This is a genomic window from Brachybacterium sp. JB7 (assembly GCF_003335205.1).
In the GTDB taxonomy this organism is placed as follows: Bacteria; Actinomycetota; Actinomycetes; order Actinomycetales; family Dermabacteraceae; genus Brachybacterium; species Brachybacterium alimentarium.
Window position 1 is genome coordinate 95,262 of record NZ_QPGN01000004.1, and the last position, 19,597, is coordinate 114,858.

16 protein-coding genes are annotated in these 19,597 nt (G+C 69.6%); 6 read left to right on the forward strand and 10 right to left on the reverse strand.

Annotated features, from left to right (window positions below; translation table 11 throughout):
* Positions 1–128: 128 nt before the first annotated feature.
* A complete protein-coding gene (locus CIK81_RS06985; RefSeq protein WP_096166293.1) occupies positions 129–635 on the reverse strand; it encodes a YbhB/YbcL family Raf kinase inhibitor-like protein in 507 nt (168 codons plus the stop codon).
* Positions 636–707: 72 nt separating this feature from the next.
* Here CIK81_RS06985 and CIK81_RS06990 point away from each other — a divergent pair, with 72 nt between their 5' ends.
* Both CIK81_RS06990 and CIK81_RS06995 read left to right on the forward strand, forming a co-directional pair.
* Positions 708–2,051, forward strand: a complete 1,344-nt coding sequence (locus CIK81_RS06990; RefSeq protein ID WP_096166294.1) for a hypothetical protein — start codon at positions 708–710, stop codon at positions 2,049–2,051.
* Complete coding sequence (locus tag CIK81_RS06995) at positions 2,048–2,866, forward strand: aspartate/glutamate racemase family protein (RefSeq protein WP_241964054.1); 819 nt, start codon at positions 2,048–2,050, stop codon at positions 2,864–2,866. Before CIK81_RS06990 ends, CIK81_RS06995 begins: the two co-directional genes overlap by 4 nt.
* A gap of 152 nt (positions 2,867–3,018) precedes the next feature.
* Here the strand turns inward: CIK81_RS06995 and CIK81_RS07000 are convergent, their stop codons facing one another.
* From CIK81_RS07000 to CIK81_RS07025, 6 genes are all read right to left on the reverse strand, one after another.
* Complete coding sequence (locus tag CIK81_RS07000) at positions 3,019–4,314, reverse strand: carboxylate--amine ligase (protein ID WP_241964055.1); 1,296 nt, start codon at positions 4,312–4,314, stop codon at positions 3,019–3,021.
* Positions 4,315–4,396: 82 nt separating this feature from the next.
* Entirely contained in the window at positions 4,397–6,091 is a 1,695-nt protein-coding gene (locus CIK81_RS07005) for a glycoside hydrolase family 13 protein (RefSeq protein ID WP_114328469.1), read from the reverse strand.
* A gap of 100 nt (positions 6,092–6,191) precedes the next feature.
* On the reverse strand, positions 6,192–8,201 hold the full coding sequence (locus tag CIK81_RS07010; protein ID WP_096196921.1) for an alpha-amylase family glycosyl hydrolase: 2,010 nt from the start codon (positions 8,199–8,201) through the stop codon (positions 6,192–6,194).
* A 10-nt stretch (positions 8,202–8,211) separates the two neighbouring features.
* Positions 8,212–9,144, reverse strand: a complete 933-nt coding sequence (locus CIK81_RS07015; protein WP_241964056.1) for a sugar ABC transporter permease — start codon at positions 9,142–9,144, stop codon at positions 8,212–8,214.
* 14 nt (positions 9,145–9,158) lie between these two features.
* A complete protein-coding gene (locus tag CIK81_RS07020) occupies positions 9,159–10,739 on the reverse strand; it encodes an ABC transporter permease subunit (RefSeq protein ID WP_114355566.1) in 1,581 nt (526 codons plus the stop codon).
* Between the two features lie 216 nt (positions 10,740–10,955).
* On the reverse strand, positions 10,956–12,239 hold the full coding sequence (locus tag CIK81_RS07025; RefSeq protein ID WP_096196923.1) for an extracellular solute-binding protein: 1,284 nt from the start codon (positions 12,237–12,239) through the stop codon (positions 10,956–10,958).
* Between the two features lie 158 nt (positions 12,240–12,397).
* On the opposite strand from CIK81_RS07025, the gene CIK81_RS07030 reads away from it, so the two are divergent.
* Together CIK81_RS07030 and trpS are read left to right on the forward strand one after the other, a co-directional pair.
* Positions 12,398–13,408 carry a LacI family DNA-binding transcriptional regulator gene (locus CIK81_RS07030; protein ID WP_096166299.1) on the forward strand — a complete coding sequence of 337 codons (1,011 nt, stop codon included), beginning with the start codon at positions 12,398–12,400 and terminating at the stop codon, positions 13,406–13,408.
* Positions 13,409–13,436: 28 nt separating this feature from the next.
* On the forward strand, positions 13,437–14,513 hold the full coding sequence (trpS, locus tag CIK81_RS07035) for a tryptophan--tRNA ligase (RefSeq protein WP_096196925.1): 1,077 nt from the start codon (positions 13,437–13,439) through the stop codon (positions 14,511–14,513).
* A 66-nt stretch (positions 14,514–14,579) separates the two neighbouring features.
* Here the strand turns inward: trpS and CIK81_RS07040 are convergent, their stop codons facing one another.
* Positions 14,580–16,184, reverse strand: a complete 1,605-nt coding sequence (locus CIK81_RS07040; RefSeq protein ID WP_096196926.1) for a DUF5129 domain-containing protein — start codon at positions 16,182–16,184, stop codon at positions 14,580–14,582.
* A gap of 203 nt (positions 16,185–16,387) precedes the next feature.
* Here CIK81_RS07040 and cysK point away from each other — a divergent pair, with 203 nt between their 5' ends.
* Positions 16,388–17,317, forward strand: a complete 930-nt coding sequence (gene cysK / locus CIK81_RS07045; protein ID WP_096166302.1) for a cysteine synthase A — start codon at positions 16,388–16,390, stop codon at positions 17,315–17,317.
* An 8-nt stretch (positions 17,318–17,325) separates the two neighbouring features.
* Complete coding sequence (epsC, locus tag CIK81_RS07050) at positions 17,326–17,913, forward strand: serine O-acetyltransferase EpsC (protein ID WP_096166416.1); 588 nt, start codon at positions 17,326–17,328, stop codon at positions 17,911–17,913.
* 59 nt (positions 17,914–17,972) lie between these two features.
* Here the strand turns inward: epsC and CIK81_RS07055 are convergent, their stop codons facing one another.
* Together CIK81_RS07055 and CIK81_RS07060 are read right to left on the reverse strand one after the other, a co-directional pair.
* Positions 17,973–18,749, reverse strand: a complete 777-nt coding sequence (locus CIK81_RS07055) for a Sir2 family NAD-dependent protein deacetylase (RefSeq protein ID WP_241964057.1) — start codon at positions 18,747–18,749, stop codon at positions 17,973–17,975.
* Positions 18,746–19,585 carry an aldo/keto reductase gene (locus CIK81_RS07060; RefSeq protein WP_096166304.1) on the reverse strand — a complete coding sequence of 280 codons (840 nt, stop codon included), beginning with the start codon at positions 19,583–19,585 and terminating at the stop codon, positions 18,746–18,748. Before CIK81_RS07060 ends, CIK81_RS07055 begins: the two co-directional genes overlap by 4 nt.
* Positions 19,586–19,597: the final 12 nt, after the last annotated feature.

Below are 19,597 nucleotides of genomic sequence, written 5' to 3' on the forward strand. Positions count from 1 at the left end.
AGGTCTGATTCTTGCGCCGACCGCTCGTCGTGGATTTTCGTGGATCGCATGTTCCGAGCCTACGACCGGCTCTGTGTAGGCACGACGGGGCGCGCCCGAGTCGTCGAGGAGTCTTTCCCCCTTGTGCGTCAGCCGTCCACCTGATAATGGCCTGTGAAGGACGCCGAGGCCAGCTGCTGGGAGAAGATCGCGAACCGGGTTCCTACGTGCGGCGCCTCGGGGTCCGCGTCGAGCGACTCGACCGGGAGGGCGTGCACGGTGAACACATAGCGGTGGGACGGACCGGCCGGCGGCTCGGGGCCGTCATACCCGGGGTTGCCGAAATCGTTGACGGCCTGGCGCAGCGACGTGTCGTCGCGGGCGACCCCGAGGGGGAGCGACGTCGTGCCGGCGGGGATGTCCCAGGCGATCCAGTGCCAGAAGCCGGAGCCGGTGGGGGCGTCCGGATCGAACAGGGTGACCGCGAAGGAGCGGGTGCCTTCCGGGGCTCCGGACCAGGTGAGATCGGGGGAGAGGTTCTGCCCGCCGAGGTTCTCCACCACCTGCTGGGGAGCCACGACGGTGCCGTCGGGCGTGGCCTGCGACGACAGTGTCAGGGGGCTGGAATCGCTCGAATCCTTCGTGTGGTGATCCATCCCTCCAGCCTAGGTGGTGCCCGGCGACGAGTCGAGCCGGTCACCGGGTGCCGCGCCGCTACACTGGCGGCCATGCCTGAGAACGCACTGACCACGCAGGGCGTGGACTTCCTGCCCGTCGTCGTCGGCGGCGACATCGGCGCCTACTCCCTCGCCCGAGCGTTCCACGAGGCGTACGGCCTGCGGACCGTGGTGGTCTCGCGGCTCGCCGGATGGGTGGTCGGCACCTCGGCCCTCATCGACAACGTGCGCTGCGAGGACCCCTTCGACGCCGAGAAGCTCGCACCCGTGCTGCAGAGCATCGCCGAGGAGCATCCTGGGCTCCCCCTGATCCTGCTCGGCTCCGCGGACTCGACGGTGAAGGCCATCATCGAGGTGCGGGACGAGATCGGGCTGGACGAGCGCTACATCGCGCCCTACGTCTCCCACGACACCTTCGTGGCCGCCACCGAGAAGCAGAACTTCACCCGGCTGTGCCAGGGACTGGGCGTCGACCATCCCGGGACGGTCGTGGTCGACCTGGCCCAGGAGGTCCCCGACGACCTCGAGATCCCCTTCGAGTTCCCGGTCATCGCCAAGCCCGCCGAGGTCTCGGACTGGAAGCGGGTCCAGTTCCCCGGTCAGAGCAAGGTCCACACCGTCCCCTCCCGCGAGGAGCTGCTGGAGCTGCTGCGCACGATCCGCGAGTCCGGCTACCGCAGCTCGATCATCGTCCAGGACCGGATCCCGGGCGATGACCAGTACATGCGCATCCTCACCGTCTACTGCGACGCGGACTCCCGCGTGCGCTTCGGCTCCTGGGGCCGCACCCTGCTGGAGGAGCACGCCCCCGGGGCGATCGGCAACCCGGCCGCGATCATCACCGGCGTGGACCGCGAGATGGTCGACCAGGCCCAGCGCCTGTGCGCAGAGCTCGGGTGGACCGGCTACGCGAACTTCGACCTCAAGTACGACCGTCGTGACGGCCGCACCAAGTTCTTCGAGCTCAACCCGCGCCTGGGCCGTTCGAACTACTACATCACCGCAGGCGGGCACAACCCGGTGACCTGGTACGTCGACGAGCACCTCCGGAACGCCCTGCCCACCGAGGGCCCCGGCTCCGGCATCGGCGAGGACGGCATCATCCAGGACCAGCCCGAGGTGCTCTACACGGTCGTGCCCACCGCGCTGGTGCGCCGCTACACGACCCAGCCCGAGGCGAGGGCCCAGCTGCGCCGGGTGCTGAAGGCCCGTCGGGTGCGCAATCCCCTGCACTACCCGGAGGCGGAGACCCAGCCCAAGCGCCGCGGCTACGCCCTCGCCGCCGCCGCCAATTTCGTGCTGAAGTTCCAGCGCCACTACCGGCCCGAGGGCGGTGACCGCCTCTCGCGGCTCGTGCCCCGACGCGCGAGCCGCACGGAGCAGGACCCCTCGTGAGCGACCCCGACGGAGCCCCGCCCCAGCGATCACCCCGCGAAGGAACGAGCCTCGAGGCAGGCCGTCTCGAGGGAGGTCGGCTGGACGGCGATGACTGGTCGAGCCCCGTGGTGGGCGTGCTGGGCGGTCTGGGACCGGCGGCCACCGCCGTGTTCCTCGACGTGCTCATCCGGGCCACCTCCGCCGGGAGCGACCAGGAGCATCTCGATCTGCTGGTCTCCCAGCACTCCACCACCCCTGATCGCACCGCCGGGATCCTCGACCCCGACGCCGCCGATCCCGGGCCGGTGATCGCACGGGACGCCCGCATGCTCGAGCGCGCCGGCGCGAGCCTGCTGGTGCTGCCCTGCAACACCGCCCACCACTACGCGCTGCAGGTCGAGTCCGCGGTGACGATCCCGCTGCTGAGCATCGTCAAGACCACTGCCGAGGTGGCCGTGGCGACGGCCGGCGACGCTCCCGTGGCCGTCTTCGCGACCGAGGGCAACATCCACGCCCGGGTCTACCAGGACGAGATCGAGCGCGCCGGAGGCACCCCCTGGACGCCCGATCAGGCGCTGCAGGACGATGTCAGCCGGCTCATCTACGAGCAGGTCAAGGCCGGTAAGCCGGTCGACCTGACGCTGTTCGAGTCCTGCCTCGACCGGGCTCTCGCACAGGGCGCGGGCACTGTGGTGCTGGGCTGCACCGAGCTGTCGGTCGCCTACGACCAGCACGACTACCGTGGGGACCCACGCCTGGTCGACTCGCTCACCGAGCTCGCACGGATCACCGTGCGCGAGGGCGGCAAGGAGCTCACCCCAGCCTTCCGGTGAGCAGTCTTCCGGTGAGCAGACATCTGAGCAGCCTGCTCGTGGCCGCGAGCCGCTGAGCCCCGATCCTCCTGACGGGCCCCGGCGAACAGGCCTCCCTCAGTGGATCCCGTGCAGAGGGTCTCGCTCAGAGGGTCTCCTCCGGACGGTCTGGCTCAGAAGCCGGAGTCCGTGGGCTTGGGGTAGTAGCGCAGGAACTTGCGCACATGATTCAGGCCGACGATCCGTGCATACCGAAGCGCCCAACCGCCGTCGGGCCCGTAGGTCCAGGGGTTGCGGACCCCACGGCGCGCGACGGTGCGCACCCAGCGCCGCATCTCGGGGTCCCGCACGTAGCGCATCAGCAGCGGCATCGGCACCAGTGAATAGAGGATCTCGTCGACGCGCGTGACCGGCTCGATCTCGCGATGCTCGATCGCGTCGGCGACCACGAAGCGCGACACGTTCGCGCCGGCGGAGGTGACGTAGAAGTTGTTGCGCCCGATGCGGGGGTTCACCTCGAAGAACTTCCAGATCCCGTCCCGCGGATCCCGCTTGACGTCGAAGTTCGCGAAACCGCGGTAACCGGTGGCCTCGAGCAGGGCGCGAGCCTGGGGGAGCGCATCGCCGAACTCGGTCGTGATCATCGCAGCGGGGCGCCCCAGCGCGTCCGGGGTGTGCTCACCCAGCAGCACACGCGCCGAGCACAGCAGCGTCACCCGTCCCGCGGCGTCGGTATAGGCGGTGAGGGAGCCCTCGGCGGTGTCATCGCCCGGGATCAGTTCCTGGACGATCAGTCGGCCGGTGTATCCGGCGTCGGCGATCGCGCGCACCAGCTCCTCCAGCTCCGCGGGCTCGGAGAGGAACCAGACCTTCTTCTTGCCCGCGAAACGCACGCCGGCCATGTCCGCGGTGCGGGCGGCCTTCATCACCAGAGGGAACGGGATCTCGGTGCGGGGCGGCTCCCAGCCCTCGCCCCGGGGAGCGCTGAGGTCGATGACCTCGGTGCGCGGCGTGGCCACACCGTGCTCGGTGCACAGGCGCGCGAACTCGGCCTTGTCCGACAACTGCTCGAGCGTGTCGGCCTCCAGGATCGGCATCACGAAGTGAGGGGCCAGCCGCTCGCGGTGATCGCTCATCAGCTGGATCAGCGAATCGGCATTGGCCAGCAGCAGCTGCGGGCGACCGCCCTGGCGCTCACCGGCCAGGTCCACCAGTGCGGTGATCAGGTCCTCGTCGCTCGCGTCCCCGCCCAGCTCACGCATGTCGCAGGTGACCGAGCGGCGCATCGGCTCGACGCCCACTTTGGTGACCACGGTCGCCACGACGCCGTACTCCTCATGGAAGGCACGGGCGAGGGTGTACACGCCGAGCCCGGTGCCCAGCAGCACCAGGTCGAACTCCGCCGGAGCGGCGGGAGCGCCGTCGAGGGGACGGCCGGAGCGGGGTGAGAGCGAATCGGGTCGAGGCATGGCGCCGATCCTATCCGCGACAGGACGGTCGGCCGCAGCGCACAGCGCGCGCCGCGACCGACCGTGATCCGTCCGACTCGGGTCAGCCGACCCGTACCCAGGCAGCGCTGTCCGCGGGCAGGGTGCCCGGCGTCGTCTCCGCGGAGGCGACGAGCACCTCGGCGTCCACCAGACGGTGCCCGGCCGGGAGGAAGACCGCCGCCGAGGTCGTGTTCACCAGCACGGTCAGCGCGCCGCGGGTCACCCCGAGCACCCCGTCGGGCAGATCTTCCTCGAAGACCACCGGCTGCTCGGGCCTGCCCAGGGTCAGCTCACGCCGCAGGCCGAGCGCGGTGCGGTACATCTCCAGGGTCGAGCCCTCCACGCCCTGCTGGGCGTCGGCCGCGAGCGGACCGAACTCCGCCGGCTGGGGGAGCCAGCTCTCCCCGGTCGAGGAGAAGCCGAACGCCGGGGCGTCCTGCTCCCAGGGCAGCGGCACACGGCAGCCGTCGCGGCCGGGCACCCCGGCGCGCAGGTGCGAGGGATCCTCGCGCAGCTCGTCGGGGATGTCGCTGACCTCAGGAAGCCCGAGCTCCTCGCCCTGATACAGATAGGCGGATCCGGGCAGCGAGAGCATCAGCAGCGTCGCGGCGCGGGCACGCCGCAGACCCAGCTCCGCATCGGGCACCTCGTCGCGGCGCAGGCCCTCGCCGAAGCGGTAGTCCGGGGCGAACCCGTACCGGGAGGCATGGCGGATCACGTCGTGGTTCGACAGCACCCAGGTGGTGGGGGAGCCGACGGCGTCGGCCAGGGCGAGCGGCTTCTCGATCGCCGCGCGCATCGTCTCCACGCCCCAGCGGGCCTGGAGGAAGCCGAAATTGAAGGACTGATGTGCCTTCTCGGCGCCGATGTACAGCGGCAGGCGGTGCTCGGGGATCCACGCCTCGAGCACCATCATGCGCTCACCCTCGTAGGAGTCGAGGATCGGCCGCCACTCGCGATAGATGTCCAGCACCCCGTCGTTGTCGAAGTAGACCGGCACCTCGCCCTCGGGGATGTCGATCAGCCCCTCGGCGTTCACGGTGGCGTCCGGAAGCCCCTCGGGTTTGATCATGCCGTGGGCGACGTCCACCCGGAAGCCGTCGGCCCCGCGGTCGAGCCAGAACCGCAGCACGTCCTGGAACAGCTCGTGGACGCGCGGGTTCTCCCAGTTCCAGTCCGGCTGGGAGGTGTCGAAGATGTGCAGGTACCACTGGCCGGGGGTGCCGTCCGCCTCGGTGACGCGGGTCCAGGCCGGGCCGTGGAAGATCGAGGTCCAGTTGTTCGGCGGCAGCTCGCCGTCCGTCCCCGTCCCCTCGGCGAACATGTACATGTCGCGCTCGGGGGAGCCGGGAGCTGCGGCCAGCGCCTGCTGGAACAGCACGTGGTCGCAGGAGGAGTGGTTGGGGACGATGTCGACGATGACCTTCAGGCCCAGCTCATGGGCGCGGGTGATCATCTCGTCGGCGTCGGCCAGGGAACCGAACCGGGGGTCGACATCGGTGTAGTCGGCGACGTCGTAGCCGCCGTCATGCTGGGGCGAGGTGTAGAAGGGCGAGAGCCAGATGGCGTCCACCCCGAGGTCCCGCAGGTAAGGCAGGCGGGCCGTGACGCCGGGCAGATCACCCATGCCGTCGCCGTCCGAATCCGCGAAGGAGCGCGGATACACCTGGTACACGACGGCGTCGCGCCACCACTGCTGGGCTTCACGGGTCTCATGCTCCGCGGCCTGGGGCGTCGCGGGGGTGTGGAGGGTCATGCGGGTCCTTCCGAGAGTGCGGATCTCATGCTGTACGTCGAGCTGGGTGCTGCCGCGCGGGCGGGAGCCACGTATGGGCCGCCGGGGAGGAGCGACGGAGTCACGCTCCGGAGTCGAGGCGGATGAGGCTGGCTCCGGCATCGGACGCGTCCAGGCGGAGGACTCCACGGTCGTGGCGGGCGTTCGCTCCGCCGACCTCGGTGTGCACCGTGGCGCAGGGGGCGCCGGGCAGGCTATCGGTTCCGATCACGATCTCGTCATGGGCGCCACGGGCGAGATGCACGAGGACGTCCCCGTCCGGATGGGTCCGGGCGTAGACCAGGGCGTCAGTACCGGCGTGCAGCCAGCGCAGCCCCCCGCGGCGCAGCGCGACCAGCTCACGGCGCAGGCCCAGCAGCAGACGGGTCGCCTCGAGGATGCCGAGATCGATGCGCTCGCCGTCGCCCCGGTCGATCGCCTCCCACGGCATCGGGGCGCGCGAATGCTCCCCGTTCTCGCCCTGCGCGCCCAGCTCGTCGCCGGCGAACACGGTGGGCACGCCGGGCAGGGTGGCCAGCGCTGCCACGGCGGCGAGCTGGCGCTCCCGGCTTCCGACGACGGTCCGGGTGCGGGGTGTGTCATGGCTGGACAGCTGGTTCTGCGAGTGGGCGCGTGATGGCCAGGGCATCTGGGCGTTGTAGTCGCGCAGGGTGCGCCAGATGGAGGTGCCGGGCAGACGCGGCAGGGTCATCGGCAGCCCCAGCCAGTTCAGGTCGCTCTCGGGATCCGCGAGCCATGCCCACAGCGGACGGGTGAAGCCCGCGTAGTTCATAGTGCCGTGCCAGCCGTCACCGGCGAGGTCCGCTGTGGCGTCGTGCCCGTGCTCTGCGACGAGCCAGGCGCTGTGCGCACGGCTCTGTCCTCGGGAGTCCGCGACCTCGCGCATCGTGGCGCGGATCTCGCGAGCCACCTCGTGCGTGAGGTCCACCGTGCCGTGGCGGCCGGTCATGTTGGCCACGTCGATCCGCCAGCCGTCGGCTGCGAAAGGAGCGGAGAGATATCGGCCGACGACGCTGCCTGCCCCGCGGGTCAGCCGCGATCGCAGCTCCGCGTTGCGCTGGTCGAGCTTGGGCAGGGTGGGCACGTCCAGCCAGCTGGCGTACTGGTGGGGATGCTCCTCGAAGAGGTAGAAGCCCGCTTCGGTGGACTCAGGATCGGCCTGGGCGGCGCGGAACCATTCATGGGTGTCGCCGGTGTGGTGTGTCGTGAGATCCAGCAGCAGGCGCATCCCCCGTTCGTGGAGAGCCGTGGAGAGGCGCACGAGGGCGTCGTCGCCGCCGAGCAGAGGATCGACATGGTCGAAGGCCGAGGCGTCGTAGCGGTGCACCGAGCCCGCCGGGAACACCGGCGTGAGATAGAGGGTGTTCGCGCCGAGTAACGCGATGTGGTCCAGACGCTCCAGGATCCCGTCGAGATCACCGCCGAAGAACTGCCGGCCGGTGAGCTCGCCGTGCATCGCGGGCTCGTCCTCCCAAGCCATCGGGACCGCCCAGCAGGGCAAGTCCGCAGGCGCCGGGCGACCGTCCGCGTCCAGAGGCATCCGGGTGCTGCGGGAGAAGCGGTCGGGGAAGATCTGGTACACGATCGCGTCGTCCACCCAGTCCGGAGCCGGCTCGTGGGCGAGCAGACGGAAGTCCGTGGCGTCAGAGACATCCCAGGGCACGAGGCCTGCGGCGGTGAGCCAGGCGTAGGAGGGGACCGCGGCACCCGAGGGGCTCACGGATCCCTGCGGGGCGAGCACGCAGAATCGGTAGGGCATGACCGGGTTCGTGAGGCTCAGCTCCGCCTCCCACCAGGTGCCTGTGGAGTCCTGGGCGGCGACGTGGAGCTCGGAGGTGCGGATCTCCCCGTCGCTCACCGTGCGCAGGGCGAGCGCGGAAGCCGGGTAGGCGATGGGAACCCACACGCGCAGCGTCGATCGTGCGTCGAGGGCGGGGGCGTCGCCGGCCACGAAGCACGGACCCGAGTCGTGATGGGGCTGCTCGATCAGCGGGACACCGGTGGCGTCGACTCCGAGGGCATCGAAGGAGGTGGAGGGCGGCTCCGCCGACGGCGCGGGGACCTGATTCATCGGGATCACCTCAACCCTTTACGGCGCCCGCGGTGGCGCCGCCTACGATGTAGCGCTGGAGGAACTGGTACAGGATGATCACCGGGATCATGATCATCACCGACCCAGCCGCGAAGACGCCCAGATTGTTCGAGCGGTCTCCCTGGAGCAGGCCGTACAGACCCACCGCGAGGGTCTTCTTGTCGTCGGCCGTGAGGAAGATCGAGCCCAGCAGGAATTCGCTCAGCACGCCCACCAGGGCCAGCAGCACCGTGGTGGCGAGGATCGCGGTGAGCGTGGGCAGCAGTATTTTCGTGAACACCTGCCAGTGGGTGCAGCCGTCGATGATGGCCGCCTCGTCCAGCTCCTTGGGCACGGTGTCGAAGAAGCCCTTGATCAGCCAGACCTGACCGAGCGAGCCTCCCAGGAGCACCACGATGTAGCCGGGCAGGGAGTTCAGCCCCAGGAAGGGGACGACCTGGCCCAGTCCGGAGAGCATCGTGTAGACGGCGATCATCGCCAGGATCGCGGGGAACATCATGACCAGCAGCAGCGAGAGCAGCCCGATCCGGCGCCCGGTGAACCGGAAACGACTGAAGGCGTAGGCGGCCAGGGTGGACAGGAATACCTGGACAAGGGCGACGACGCCGCAGACGATGACGGTGTTGAGGTACCACTGCAGGAAGGGCCCGCGGGCACCGCGGAGCAGCTCCTGATAGTGGGTCAGGCTGAACGCCGTCGGCAGCAGGCCCGAGGAGGACACGGTGCCCAGCGGGTTCAGTGACGCCGAGACGACGAACAGGATCGGGAAGATCGCGAAGGCCATGGCCGCGACCGCGACGACGTGACGCCAGCCGATCTCCGACATCCAGCGGGCGAACGGCATCCGGTGCGGAGCGCTCGACGGCTCCTGTGAGGCCCCGGGCGACAGGGAATGGACGGGGGTGGGGGTGGAGATGCTCATCGTGGGGACCCCTCTCAGTTGACGTCTTCGAGGACAGTGGTGAACCGGAACTGGATCGCTGCGAGCACACCGGTGAGGGCGAACAGCGCGACGGAGACCGCCGAGGCGAAGCCGAAGTCGGCGCCCGAGCCTCCGAAGGCGATGCGGTAGATCATGGAGATCAGGATGTCGGTGCCTCCGCGGGTGTACTCACCGGGCAGGAACGGTCCGCCTTCGGTGAGCAGCTGGATCGCGTTGAAGTTGTTGAAGTTGAAGGCGAAGGATGCCACCAGAAGGGGAGCGACGGCGACCAGCAGCAGAGGGGTGACCACCTTGATCGTGGTCTGCAGACGGCTCGCGCCGTCCATGCGGGCGGCTTCCATGACGTCGCTCGGGATCGACTGCAGCGCGCCGGTGGAGACGATGAACATGTACGGGAAACCCATCCACAGGTTCGTCAGCAGCACCGCGGCCTTGGCCAGCGTGGGATCGCCCATCCAGTTCAGATGCAGCCCGAGGGTCTCGTTGATCAGGCCGAAGTCGCGGTTGTAGAAGTTCGACCACACCAGCAGCGAGATGAACCCGGGCACCGCATAGGGCATGAGCAGCACCGAGCGGTAGAGACGTCGACCCTTGACCCGCTCGTCGTTCAGCACCAGTGCGAGCGCGAAGCCGACCACGAAGGTGAGCAGCACGGAGCCGAGAGAGAATACCAGGGTCCAGACGAAGGCGGCCCCAAACTGCTTGGCGATGCCGGCGTTGGTGAACAGGCGCTCGTAGTTGCTGAGTCCCACGCCCTGGAGCCAGGACTGGCTGAAGGCGCGCTCGCCGTCGGCGTTCACGAAGTACTCGGTGTCGCCGACGGTGCCCACCGAATAGACCTCGCCGCTGCGGGAGTCGGTCAGGGTGTCGCTGGCCTCGTCGTAGCTGAGCACGGTGCTGCCCTCGAAGGCCTGGTTCGCACCCTGGATACGGACGGCCTCGGAATCGGTGATCGGGACCGCGAGCTGCTGGATCGTGTCGTACGCGGTGTTGACCTCGCGGGCGTCGAGAATCGTGTATCCGTCCGCGTCGGTCACGAAGCCCGAGGTCACCTCGACGTCTCCGGACGGGACCTCCTGGACCGGTGCAGTCTCGTCCCCCTGGTAGACGGTGCCGGTCCCCGGATCCACGAGGAACAGAGTGAACGGTCCCTCGACCGGGTCGCCCTGGGTCGCGACGGAGAGGTTGTACCAGGTGGAATCGTCGGACTGCTGCACGGAGTTGGCCACGATCGAGTCGATCGCCTGCTCCTTGGTGCCGCGCGTGCCGTCGCCGAAGTTCGTGAAGGAATAGCCGATCGTGAGGATGATCGGGGTGATCAGGAAGACCACTAGGAACAAGGTGCCGGGGAAGAGGTACTTGCCCGGCACGAAGCGCTTCGTGGAGTACAGCGCGAAGATCGCGATCGTCGCGAGGACCACGATGCTCAGCCACATCCACTGCTGCAGCTGGATCATGACCGGGACGGAGAACGCGGCCACGGCGAGCACGGCGCCGAGGAACAGCACGCGCGCCAGGATCGTCGGGATCGTGGTGGTGCGTTCACGGTGCGCGGGCGCATGGGTGGAGGGCATGGCGACGCTGCCTTTCGGTGAAGCAGGGATGCAGGGATGCAGGGATGCAGGGATGAGGGATACCGGGGCGCGAGACGGCAGATCGGGCCGAGCGGCGTCCTGGAACCGGGGCCGACGGGGCGCTGACGGCGGGGGTGCACAGAGGACGCCGAGCTCGGCAGGGAGCGGGCGGGATGCAGCGTGCCTGCGCTGCGCCCCGCCCGCGACGGCGAGGGATCAGCCGATCTGGCTGGTGATCTCCTCACCGGCGGAGGTCATCGTGGACTCCGGATCGGCGCCGCCGACGATGTTCGCCTGGGCCTGGCCGAGCGGCTCCCAGATCGTGGCCATCTCCGGGAGTGCGGGCATCGGGTCCGCGCCCTCGGCGAGCTCGGCGATCTTCACGATCTCGGGGAAGTCCGCCGCGAGCTTCTCCTGCAGCGTGAGGTTCACCGGGGGCAGCTCGTTGCGGGGGAACATCTGCTCGACGATGTCGGGAGAGGACGCCACCGCAGTCGCGAACTGCTGGGCGATTGCGGGGTTTTTGCCGCCGGCGGCGACGTAGAACGCGTTGACGCCCGCGAACGGCACGGCCGCTTCGAGGCCCTCGAAGCCGGGGACCGGACCCATGGCGAAGTCGATCTCGGCAGTGCGGATGTCCTCGAGCGCCCACGGGCCGGAGACCAGGTAGGCGGCCTTCCCGTCGGTGAACAGCGAGATCGCGTTGTCGCCGGTGATCGACGTGGACAGCACGCCCTGGTCGCCGAGCTCCTTGATCTTCTCGCCCGCGGAGATCGAGCCCTCCTGGCCCACGCCCACGTCGGACGGATCGAAGTCCCCCTCGGTGTCCGTGCCGAAGAGGTACCCGCCGGCGGAGGTGTAGAAACCCTCCATATGGTAAGCGTCGCCCTGCTCGCCGACCGGCAGGGACAGTACGTTGTCCGCGCCACCGGCCTCGCCGGCGGCGACCATCTCCTCGACGGTCTTGGGTTCGGGGACGTCGGTGAGCTCCTTGTTCGCGAACATCACCAGAGTCTCCACCGCGTAGGGCACACCGTACGTCTGACTGTCATAGGTGACGGCCTCCAGCCCGATCGGTGCGATGTCCTCCGTGGCGTCGCCGGGCAGCTGCACGGGGGAGATCGAGCCGTTCTGAACCAGGTTCCCGATCCAGTCGTGGGCGGCGACGATCATGTCCGGGCCGTTGCCGGCCTGGTTGGCGGTGATGAAGTTGCCTTGAAGATCATCGGCGACGATTTGCACCGCGACGGAAAGGCCGTTGGCCTCGCCCCAGGTCGCGACGGGCTCCTCGAGCGAGGCGGCCTTCTCCTCATCGGTCCAGATCACGAGATCGGCGTCGGCGCGGGCGGGCGCCGCACCCTCTTCGGCGCCACCGGCATCGGAGGCCCCGCCCGCGTCGCTCGAACCAGCTGCGGTCTCGTCCCCGCCGCACGCGGCGAGCAGCGCGGAACCGGCTGCGGCGCCGCTGAGGGCGAGGAAACTCTTTCGACGAATCTGCACGTCTTCTCCTTCGAATCGTGGAGCGACCGGCTTCCATTGGCGGTGCTCGATGAGGGAGACACTAGATCGAGTGAGCCTGGTTGTGCAAGAATGGGCAAGAACTTGCAGGTATCGATCCGGTGACGGGCGGGGATGCGCGCGTCTGGAAGGATGAGGGGATGGCACGACTGATAGACATCGCCCACGCCGCCGGGGTCAGTGAGGCCACGGTCTCCCGGGTGCTCAACGGCAAAACCGGGGTCAACGACGCCACGCGCGATACGGTCATCCGGGTGGCCAGGGAGTTGGGACGCGATGTCGCGCCGGAGGTGACGGGGTCGGGACCGCTGGTCGGTGTGCTCGTGCCGGATCTCGACAACCAGGTGTTCGCGGCGTGGACCGAGCGGATCGAAGCGGAGCTATTCGAGCGTGGGGCGTCCGCGCTGGTGGGCATGCGCGCCCGCACCGTGGAGCGAGAGCGCGAAATCTTGCATCGCTTCTTGCATGCTGGGGCAACGGCGATCATCGTCGTCTCCGGTCATCACGCCCAGCAGCGCGGGCCGGTCGACCACTACCGCGAGGTGGTCGGCGCCGGCGTCCCGCTCGTGCTTGTCAACGGTGTGCGGGACGACCTCGACGCCGCCTTCCTCTCCACCGACGACGAGCACGCCATGCGGCTGACGCTCACCCACCTCCAGGACCTCGGCCACCGCCGGATCGGCCTCGCCGTGGGTGATGAGCACACGTGGCCGGTACGCGAGAAGCTCGCCGTCTTCGAGGAGGTGGCGCGGTCGTTCCCTGAGGATGCCTGGCCGGCAGCGTTCACCGACTTCTCCTACGCCGGGGGCTACGAGGCCGCTCGTGATCTCCTTTCCCGGGGGGCGACAGCGATCGTCTGCGGGTCCGACGTGATGGCGGCCGGTGCGCTCGAGGGCATCCGCTCCCAAGGGCTGCGCGTCCCGGAGGACGTCTCTGTGGTGGGCTATGACGACGTCTTCTGGGCGGGCTTGACCGACCCGCCCCTGACCACGGTGCGCCAGGCGGTGGCGTCGATCGCCCGCGCTGCCGTGCGCGCAGCGCTCGGCGGAGGCGAGGATTCGCGGCGCCCGGCGCGCACGGAGGTCGTGGTGCGGCCCCAGCTGATCGTGCGCGGCTCGACCGCGGTGGCCCCGGGCGGCACGGCGGGCTGAACCCCGCCCGGCCCGCTAGCATGGATGGGTGAGCGAACCGACCAGCACCCGCACCAGCTATGACACCTCCCAGCGACGCAGCGACGAACTGTGGGAGAAGATCCAGAAGGACCCGTCGGGGCTGCGCATGCTCACCGGCGATCGCCCCACCGGGGCCCTGCACATCGGCCACTACTTCGGCTCGTTGCGCAACCGGGTGCGCCTGCAGGACGTGGGCATCGAGACCTGGGTCCTGGTCGCCGACTACCAGGTGATCACGGACCGTGAGGTCATCGGCGATATCAGGGGGTCGGTGCGTGAGCTCCTGACCGACTATCTCGCAGTGGGTCTGGACCCCGAGCGCTCCACGTTCTTCGCACATTCGGCGGTGCCCGCGCTGAACCAGCTCATGCTGCCGTTCCTGTCGCTGGTCACCCAGCCCGAGCTCGAGCGCAATCCCACCGTCAAGGCGGAACTCGCCGCGGCCGGGAAGTCCGCCATGGGCGGGCTCCTGCTCACCTACCCGGTTCACCAGGCCGCGGACATCCTGTTCTGCGGCGGCAACGTGGTGCCCGTGGGGCGCGATCAGCTGCCCCACATCGAGCAGACCCGCGTCATCGCCCGGCGCTTCAACGAGCGCTATGCGGACGGGGATCAGGTCTTCATCGAGCCCGACGCGCTGCTCTCGGAGGCGCCGACCATCCTGGGCCTGGACGGCGAGCACAAGATGAGCAAGTCGCGCGGGAACACCGTGATGCTGCGCATGGACGAGACCGAGACGGCCAAGAAGATCAAGAAGGCCAAGACGGACTCCGAGCGCGTGATCACCTACGACCCGGAGAACCGCCCTGAGGTCGCGAACCTGCTGACCATCGCCGCGCAGTGCCTGGACCGCACCCCCGAGTCGATCGCCGAGGAGATCGGGGACAAGGGCTCCGGCACGCTCAAGGTCATGACCGCCGAGGTCCTCAACGAGCACCTCGCCCCGATCCGTGCCCGTCGCCACGAGCTCGAGCAGGACCCCGAGTACCTGTTCTCCGTGCTCCGCGCCGGGAACGAGCGGGCGAACGAGGTCGCCGACGCCACGCTCGCCCGGGTGCGCGAGGTCATGGGAATGGTCTACTGACCGTCTGAGGGCCGCCGGGGCCGAGGAGTCCTCGGCGCGGCCGCGTCCCGAGTCGATCGGGTGCGCTCAGAACCTGCTCGAGCTGCCGGCGCCCGAGAAGCCTCCCGAGGCCGCCGAATAGCCCGAGGTGCTCCCGCTCGAGCTCGACGGGTTGCGGTGCGACTCCAGATCGCTGTTCGACTCGTGCTGCCAGGCGGAGTACCAGACCAGCGGGCTGAGGTGCCAGATGTCGGTCGGGTTCCCGGAGATCGCGGCATCCATCGCGTGGCGGCGTCCCCGCACGGAGCGGTACCCACGCTCCTCGTGCTCCAGATCGGCGTCCCACGAGGCGTCGCGCATCACCTCCGCCTCGTCGTCGTCCTCGGCGAGCCGCGAGATCCGCAGGCTCTGCAGCGAGGCGACGCTCGCGGACAGCTCAGTGGTGAGAGTGTCCAAGCGCTCCAGAGCGCTGTCCGGATCGATCTCGTCAGCCTCGAGCTTCGTCGTCAGCTCGCCCATCTCCGCGGAGATGTCGCTGCTCAGCTCGAGCAGATCAGCGACGGCGGCCGTCTCTTCCGCCGAGATGTCCTCGCCGTCGTCCAGCGCACTGTCGAGGGCGTCGATCGAGTCCTGCAGAGGCTGCAGCTCCCGGTCCCAGGCCGCGCGCCAGCCGCCGAGGCGATGCAGCAGATCGTTCGTGGCGATGATGTCGTCATCGGTGTCGTCGAGGTACGTCACGGTGCTCTCGAACTCGCGTGCCTGCTCCCGCTGCCGACCCTTCAGGCCCCACCCCCACGGGCGATCATTCCCGGCCGGGATCCGGGCGCGCAGCTGCGTCGCCTCGTCGATCTTCTCGAGATAGGTCCGGTAGTCGCTGAGCGCTGCCTCCGCGTAGGGGGACTCGACGGGCAGGGTGCTCGCCGCCGCGGCGGTCAGGCGGTGCTTCGCCAGCACGCCCTCGAAGCGGGGCAGCGCGTCGTCGACACGTCGTCGAGCCGCCCGACGCAGCCCGAGGGCAGAAAGCGCGCCCACAGCGAGGCCTCCCACGACCACGAGTCCGGCGATCAGCACTCCGGGATGCTGCCACCACGGACGGTCCAGCAGATCTGCGTACTTCTCGGCGCCGTCCTCGAGGGACTCCTCCCATTCCCCGTCGTCCGCCTTGTCGCGCATCGCATCCTGCACGCTCTCGAAACCGCTGTCGTCGAGCTTGACGTCCTCCCCGGCGTAGGTGCCCAGGAAGCGGTTCTCCGGATCCAGGGCGAGGATCACGGTGCCGTCGGCCCAGTGGTCGTCGTCCGCGGCCAGCAGCTCGGGCGCGGCGTCCCGGGAGTAGGCGACCGCGGCGTCGTTCAGCGCCGTGTCCTGAGACTGCTCGAAGCCGTAGTCCGTCACGTCCAGGACCAGCACCACCAGGTCCACATCGCGCCGGAAGTCGACGTCGACGAGCCTGCTCTCGAGGATCTCCGGGTCGACCTCCCCGGTGGTGTCGGTGACGTTCACGGAGTGCGGGGCCTCGGCCCGGGCGGGAGCACTCGCGAGGGTCATCTGCCCGAGCAGGACCATCAGCGCCAGCAGGCCGGTGACGACGGCAGCGGCACGACCTCCCGAGCGCTGCTCCCGCTCTCGGGTGACCGAGGGTGCGACGGAGGGCAGGGTGCGGAGCTCGGGGGAGACACGAGAGGAAGGCATGGGGAGACACTATGGGGGGACGGCCGGGAAGGGTCCCGACGATGGTCGGTGCGTGCGTGTCGGAACGGAGGACGGGGCATGGTCGTCGGCCGACGGGTCCCAGGATGAACGCCCTCTGGACGACTGTCGCGCCGTCGACGTTATGATCGGTCCAAGCAATCGTTGTGGGTCTTCTCAGAGGGGCCCGCCAACCAGGAGGAACCATGCCTGTCTACGAGAATGTCTCCGCGCTGATCGGTCGCACCCCGCTGGTCAAGCTCAACCACCTCGGTGACGACGTCAAGGCCACCGTGCTCGCCAAGCTCGAGTTCTACAACCCCGCCAACTCCGTCAAGGACCGCATCGGCGCCGCCATGATCGATGCGGCCGAGAACTCCGGCCAGCTGCAGCCCGGCGGCACGATCGTCGAGGCGACGAGCGGCAACACCGGCATCGCGCTCGCGATGGTCGGCGGCTCCCGCGGGTACAAGGTCATCCTCACGATGCCCGAGTCGATGTCCAAGGAACGGCGAATGCTGCTGCGCGCCTTCGGTGCCGAGCTGATCCTCACGGAGCCCGCCAAGGGCATGCAGGGCGCGGTCGACAGGGCCGAGGAGATCGCCGCCGAGACCGGCGCGGTCCAGGTCAAGCAGTTCGACAATCCGGCCAACCTTGAGGTGCACCGCCGCACCACCGCTGAGGAGATCTGGACCGACACCGACGGCGACGTGGACGCCGTGGTCTCCGGCATCGGAACCGGCGGCACCATCTCCGGCGTGGGACAGGTGCTCAAGGAGCGCAAGGGCGACGTGAAGGTCTTCGCGGTCGAGCCCGAGGAATCCGCGATCCTCAACGGCGGCGCCGCCGGTCCCCACAAGATCCAGGGCCTCGGCGCGAACTTCGTGCCCAGCATCCTGGACCGCGAGGTCTATGACGAGGTCGTGGACATCGACGCCGAGAGGTCGATGGACCGTGCCCGCACCGTGGCCCGCACGGAGGGCCTGCTGGTGGGCATCTCCTCCGGCGCCGCGATCGAGGCGGCCGCACGCATCGGCGCTCGCGAGGAGTTCGCGGGCAAGACCATTGTGGTCATCGTGCCGGACTTCGGAGAGCGCTACCTCTCGACCCCGCTGTTCGCCGAGTACGCGGACTGACCGTGCCGATGGTCACCGGCCTGACCGACCGGGTCATGAACGCCGTCGCGACGGTCCGGGAGGACCTCGCGGCGGCGCGCCGCCGCGACCCTGCCGCGACCGATGACCTCACGGTCCTGCTCACCTCCCCGGGGCTGCACGCCATCTGGACCCATCGGGTGGCCCACCGACTGTGGGCACGCGGGGCGAAGCTCCCGGCCATGGTGGTCGCGCAGGGCGCCCGGTCGCTCACCGGGGTGGAGATCCACCCCGGTGCCGCCATCGGCCGCCGCTTCTTCATCGACCACGGCATGGGCGTGGTGATCGGGGAGACGGCGGAAGTGGGCGATGACGTGATGCTCTACCACGGGGTGACGCTCGGCGGCCGCTCGATGGAGCGCACCAAGCGCCACCCGACGGTCGAGGACAGCGCCACCATCGGGGCCGGGGCGCGGGTGATCGGCCCGGTGGTCGTCGGTCGAGGAGCGCAGGTCGGCGCGAACGCCGTGGTCGTCAAGGACGTCCCTGAGCTCGCCACCGCCGTCGGCGTCCCGGCCCAGGTGCGCACGGGAGCCGCACATCCCGAGGTGCAGATAGACCCGGCGATCTGGATCTGACGCAGCAGTACGGAGCCGCGCTGAGCCGTTCCGAGCCGTGCCGAGCAGTATCGGGCGGTTCAGAACGGATCGAGGAACGAGGTGCCGCCCACCTGGTTGAGCGTGCGCTCCCAGTCGGGCAGCACCTCGTGCGCGTCCTCCGCGATGATGTGGTCGAAGACCGCGCGCAGCGAGGTCTCCGGCGGAGGGGCGATGTCGATCAGCACCGTGGTGGCGCCGTGCGCCCTCGCCGTCGGGGCGAGCTGTGCCGCAGGGAACACCGTGCTGCTGGTGCCGACGACCACGAACAGCTCCGCCTGCTGAGCCAGGCGCACCGCCTGCGCGAGCGGAGCCTCGGGCAGCGTCTCGTCGAAGAGGACGACGTCCGGCCGAGTGGGCGCGCCGCACTCCGGGCAGGTCGCCGGCACCCCGTGGTCCTCGGGTCGGTCGCCGTCACCGGGGTCCAGAGGGGCCCGCCACCGGCACTCCGAGGACAGACAGACCGCGAACAGGGCGCTCCCGTGCAGCTCGGCGACGACCTCGCTGCCGGCGGCCTGATGCAGGCCGTCGATGTTCTGCGTGATCACCGGGGCGCCGAGCCGGGCGATCGCCCGATGGCCCGGCGTGGGGCCGTGCTCTGCCGCGATCGCGGCCATCCTGCCCCATACGGACCAGAGCTGGGGAAGCGACTCCGGGAGCAGCTCGGCGTGCATCGCCTGCTCCGTCTCCGGGGCGAGGGTCCACAGCCCCTCGGGCCCGCGGAAGGTGCCCAGGCCCGTGCGGGCGCTGATCCCCGACCCGGTCAGGAAGACGATCTCCTGATGCTCCGGTCCGGGGACGAAGCGTCCGGACCTCACCACTCCTCATGCTCCCGGGAGTCCCAGGCGGCCTGCTCCCCCAGATCGAGGGAGGCCAGCAGCTCACGGTCCGCATCGTCGAGTGCGATGTGGTCGAGGGTGGCGTTGTCGCGCTGGCGCTCGGGGCTGGAGGACTTCGGGATCACGACGATGCCCTGGTCGATCGCCCAGCGCAGCGACACCTGGGAGGGCTGCACGCCGTGCTTCTCCGCGACCTTGCGCAGCGCGAACTGCTCGGCGAGGCCCTCGCGGCCGCCGAGCGGGCCCCAGGCCTCGGTGACGATCCCGTGCTCCCGGTGGAAGGCCAGCGTGTCACGGCGCTGCAGAGCGGGGGAGAGCTGGATCTGATTGACCTCGGGCCACACGCCGGTGGCCTCGACCAGCTCCTCGGTCTGCTCGGGACGGAAGTTCGACACCCCGATGTGCTGGACCCTGCCCTCCTCCTTGAGGTCGATGAGGGTGCGCCAGGTGTCCACGGCGAGGCCGCGCGAGGGGTTGGGCCAGTGGATGAGCACCAGCGCGGCGCTGTCCAGGCCGAGGCGGCGCAGGGACTCGAGGTAGCCGGTGCGGGCCGCCTCGCGGCCCTGGTCGCCGCCGGCGATCTTGGTGGTCACGAGCACCTCGTCGGAGTCGACGCCGCTGGCGCGGATCGCCTCTCCGACGGAGGCCTCGTTGCCGTACTGCGCAGCGGTGTCGATCAGCCGGTAGCCGGAGCGCAGCGCCGCGGCGATGCCCTCGACGGCGCCGGTGCCCTTCATGCTGCTGGTGCCGAATCCGATCAGCGGGAGCTCCGCGCCGTCGGAGAGGGTCGTGGTGGGGATGGACAGCGTGGTCATGAGGACCTCCTG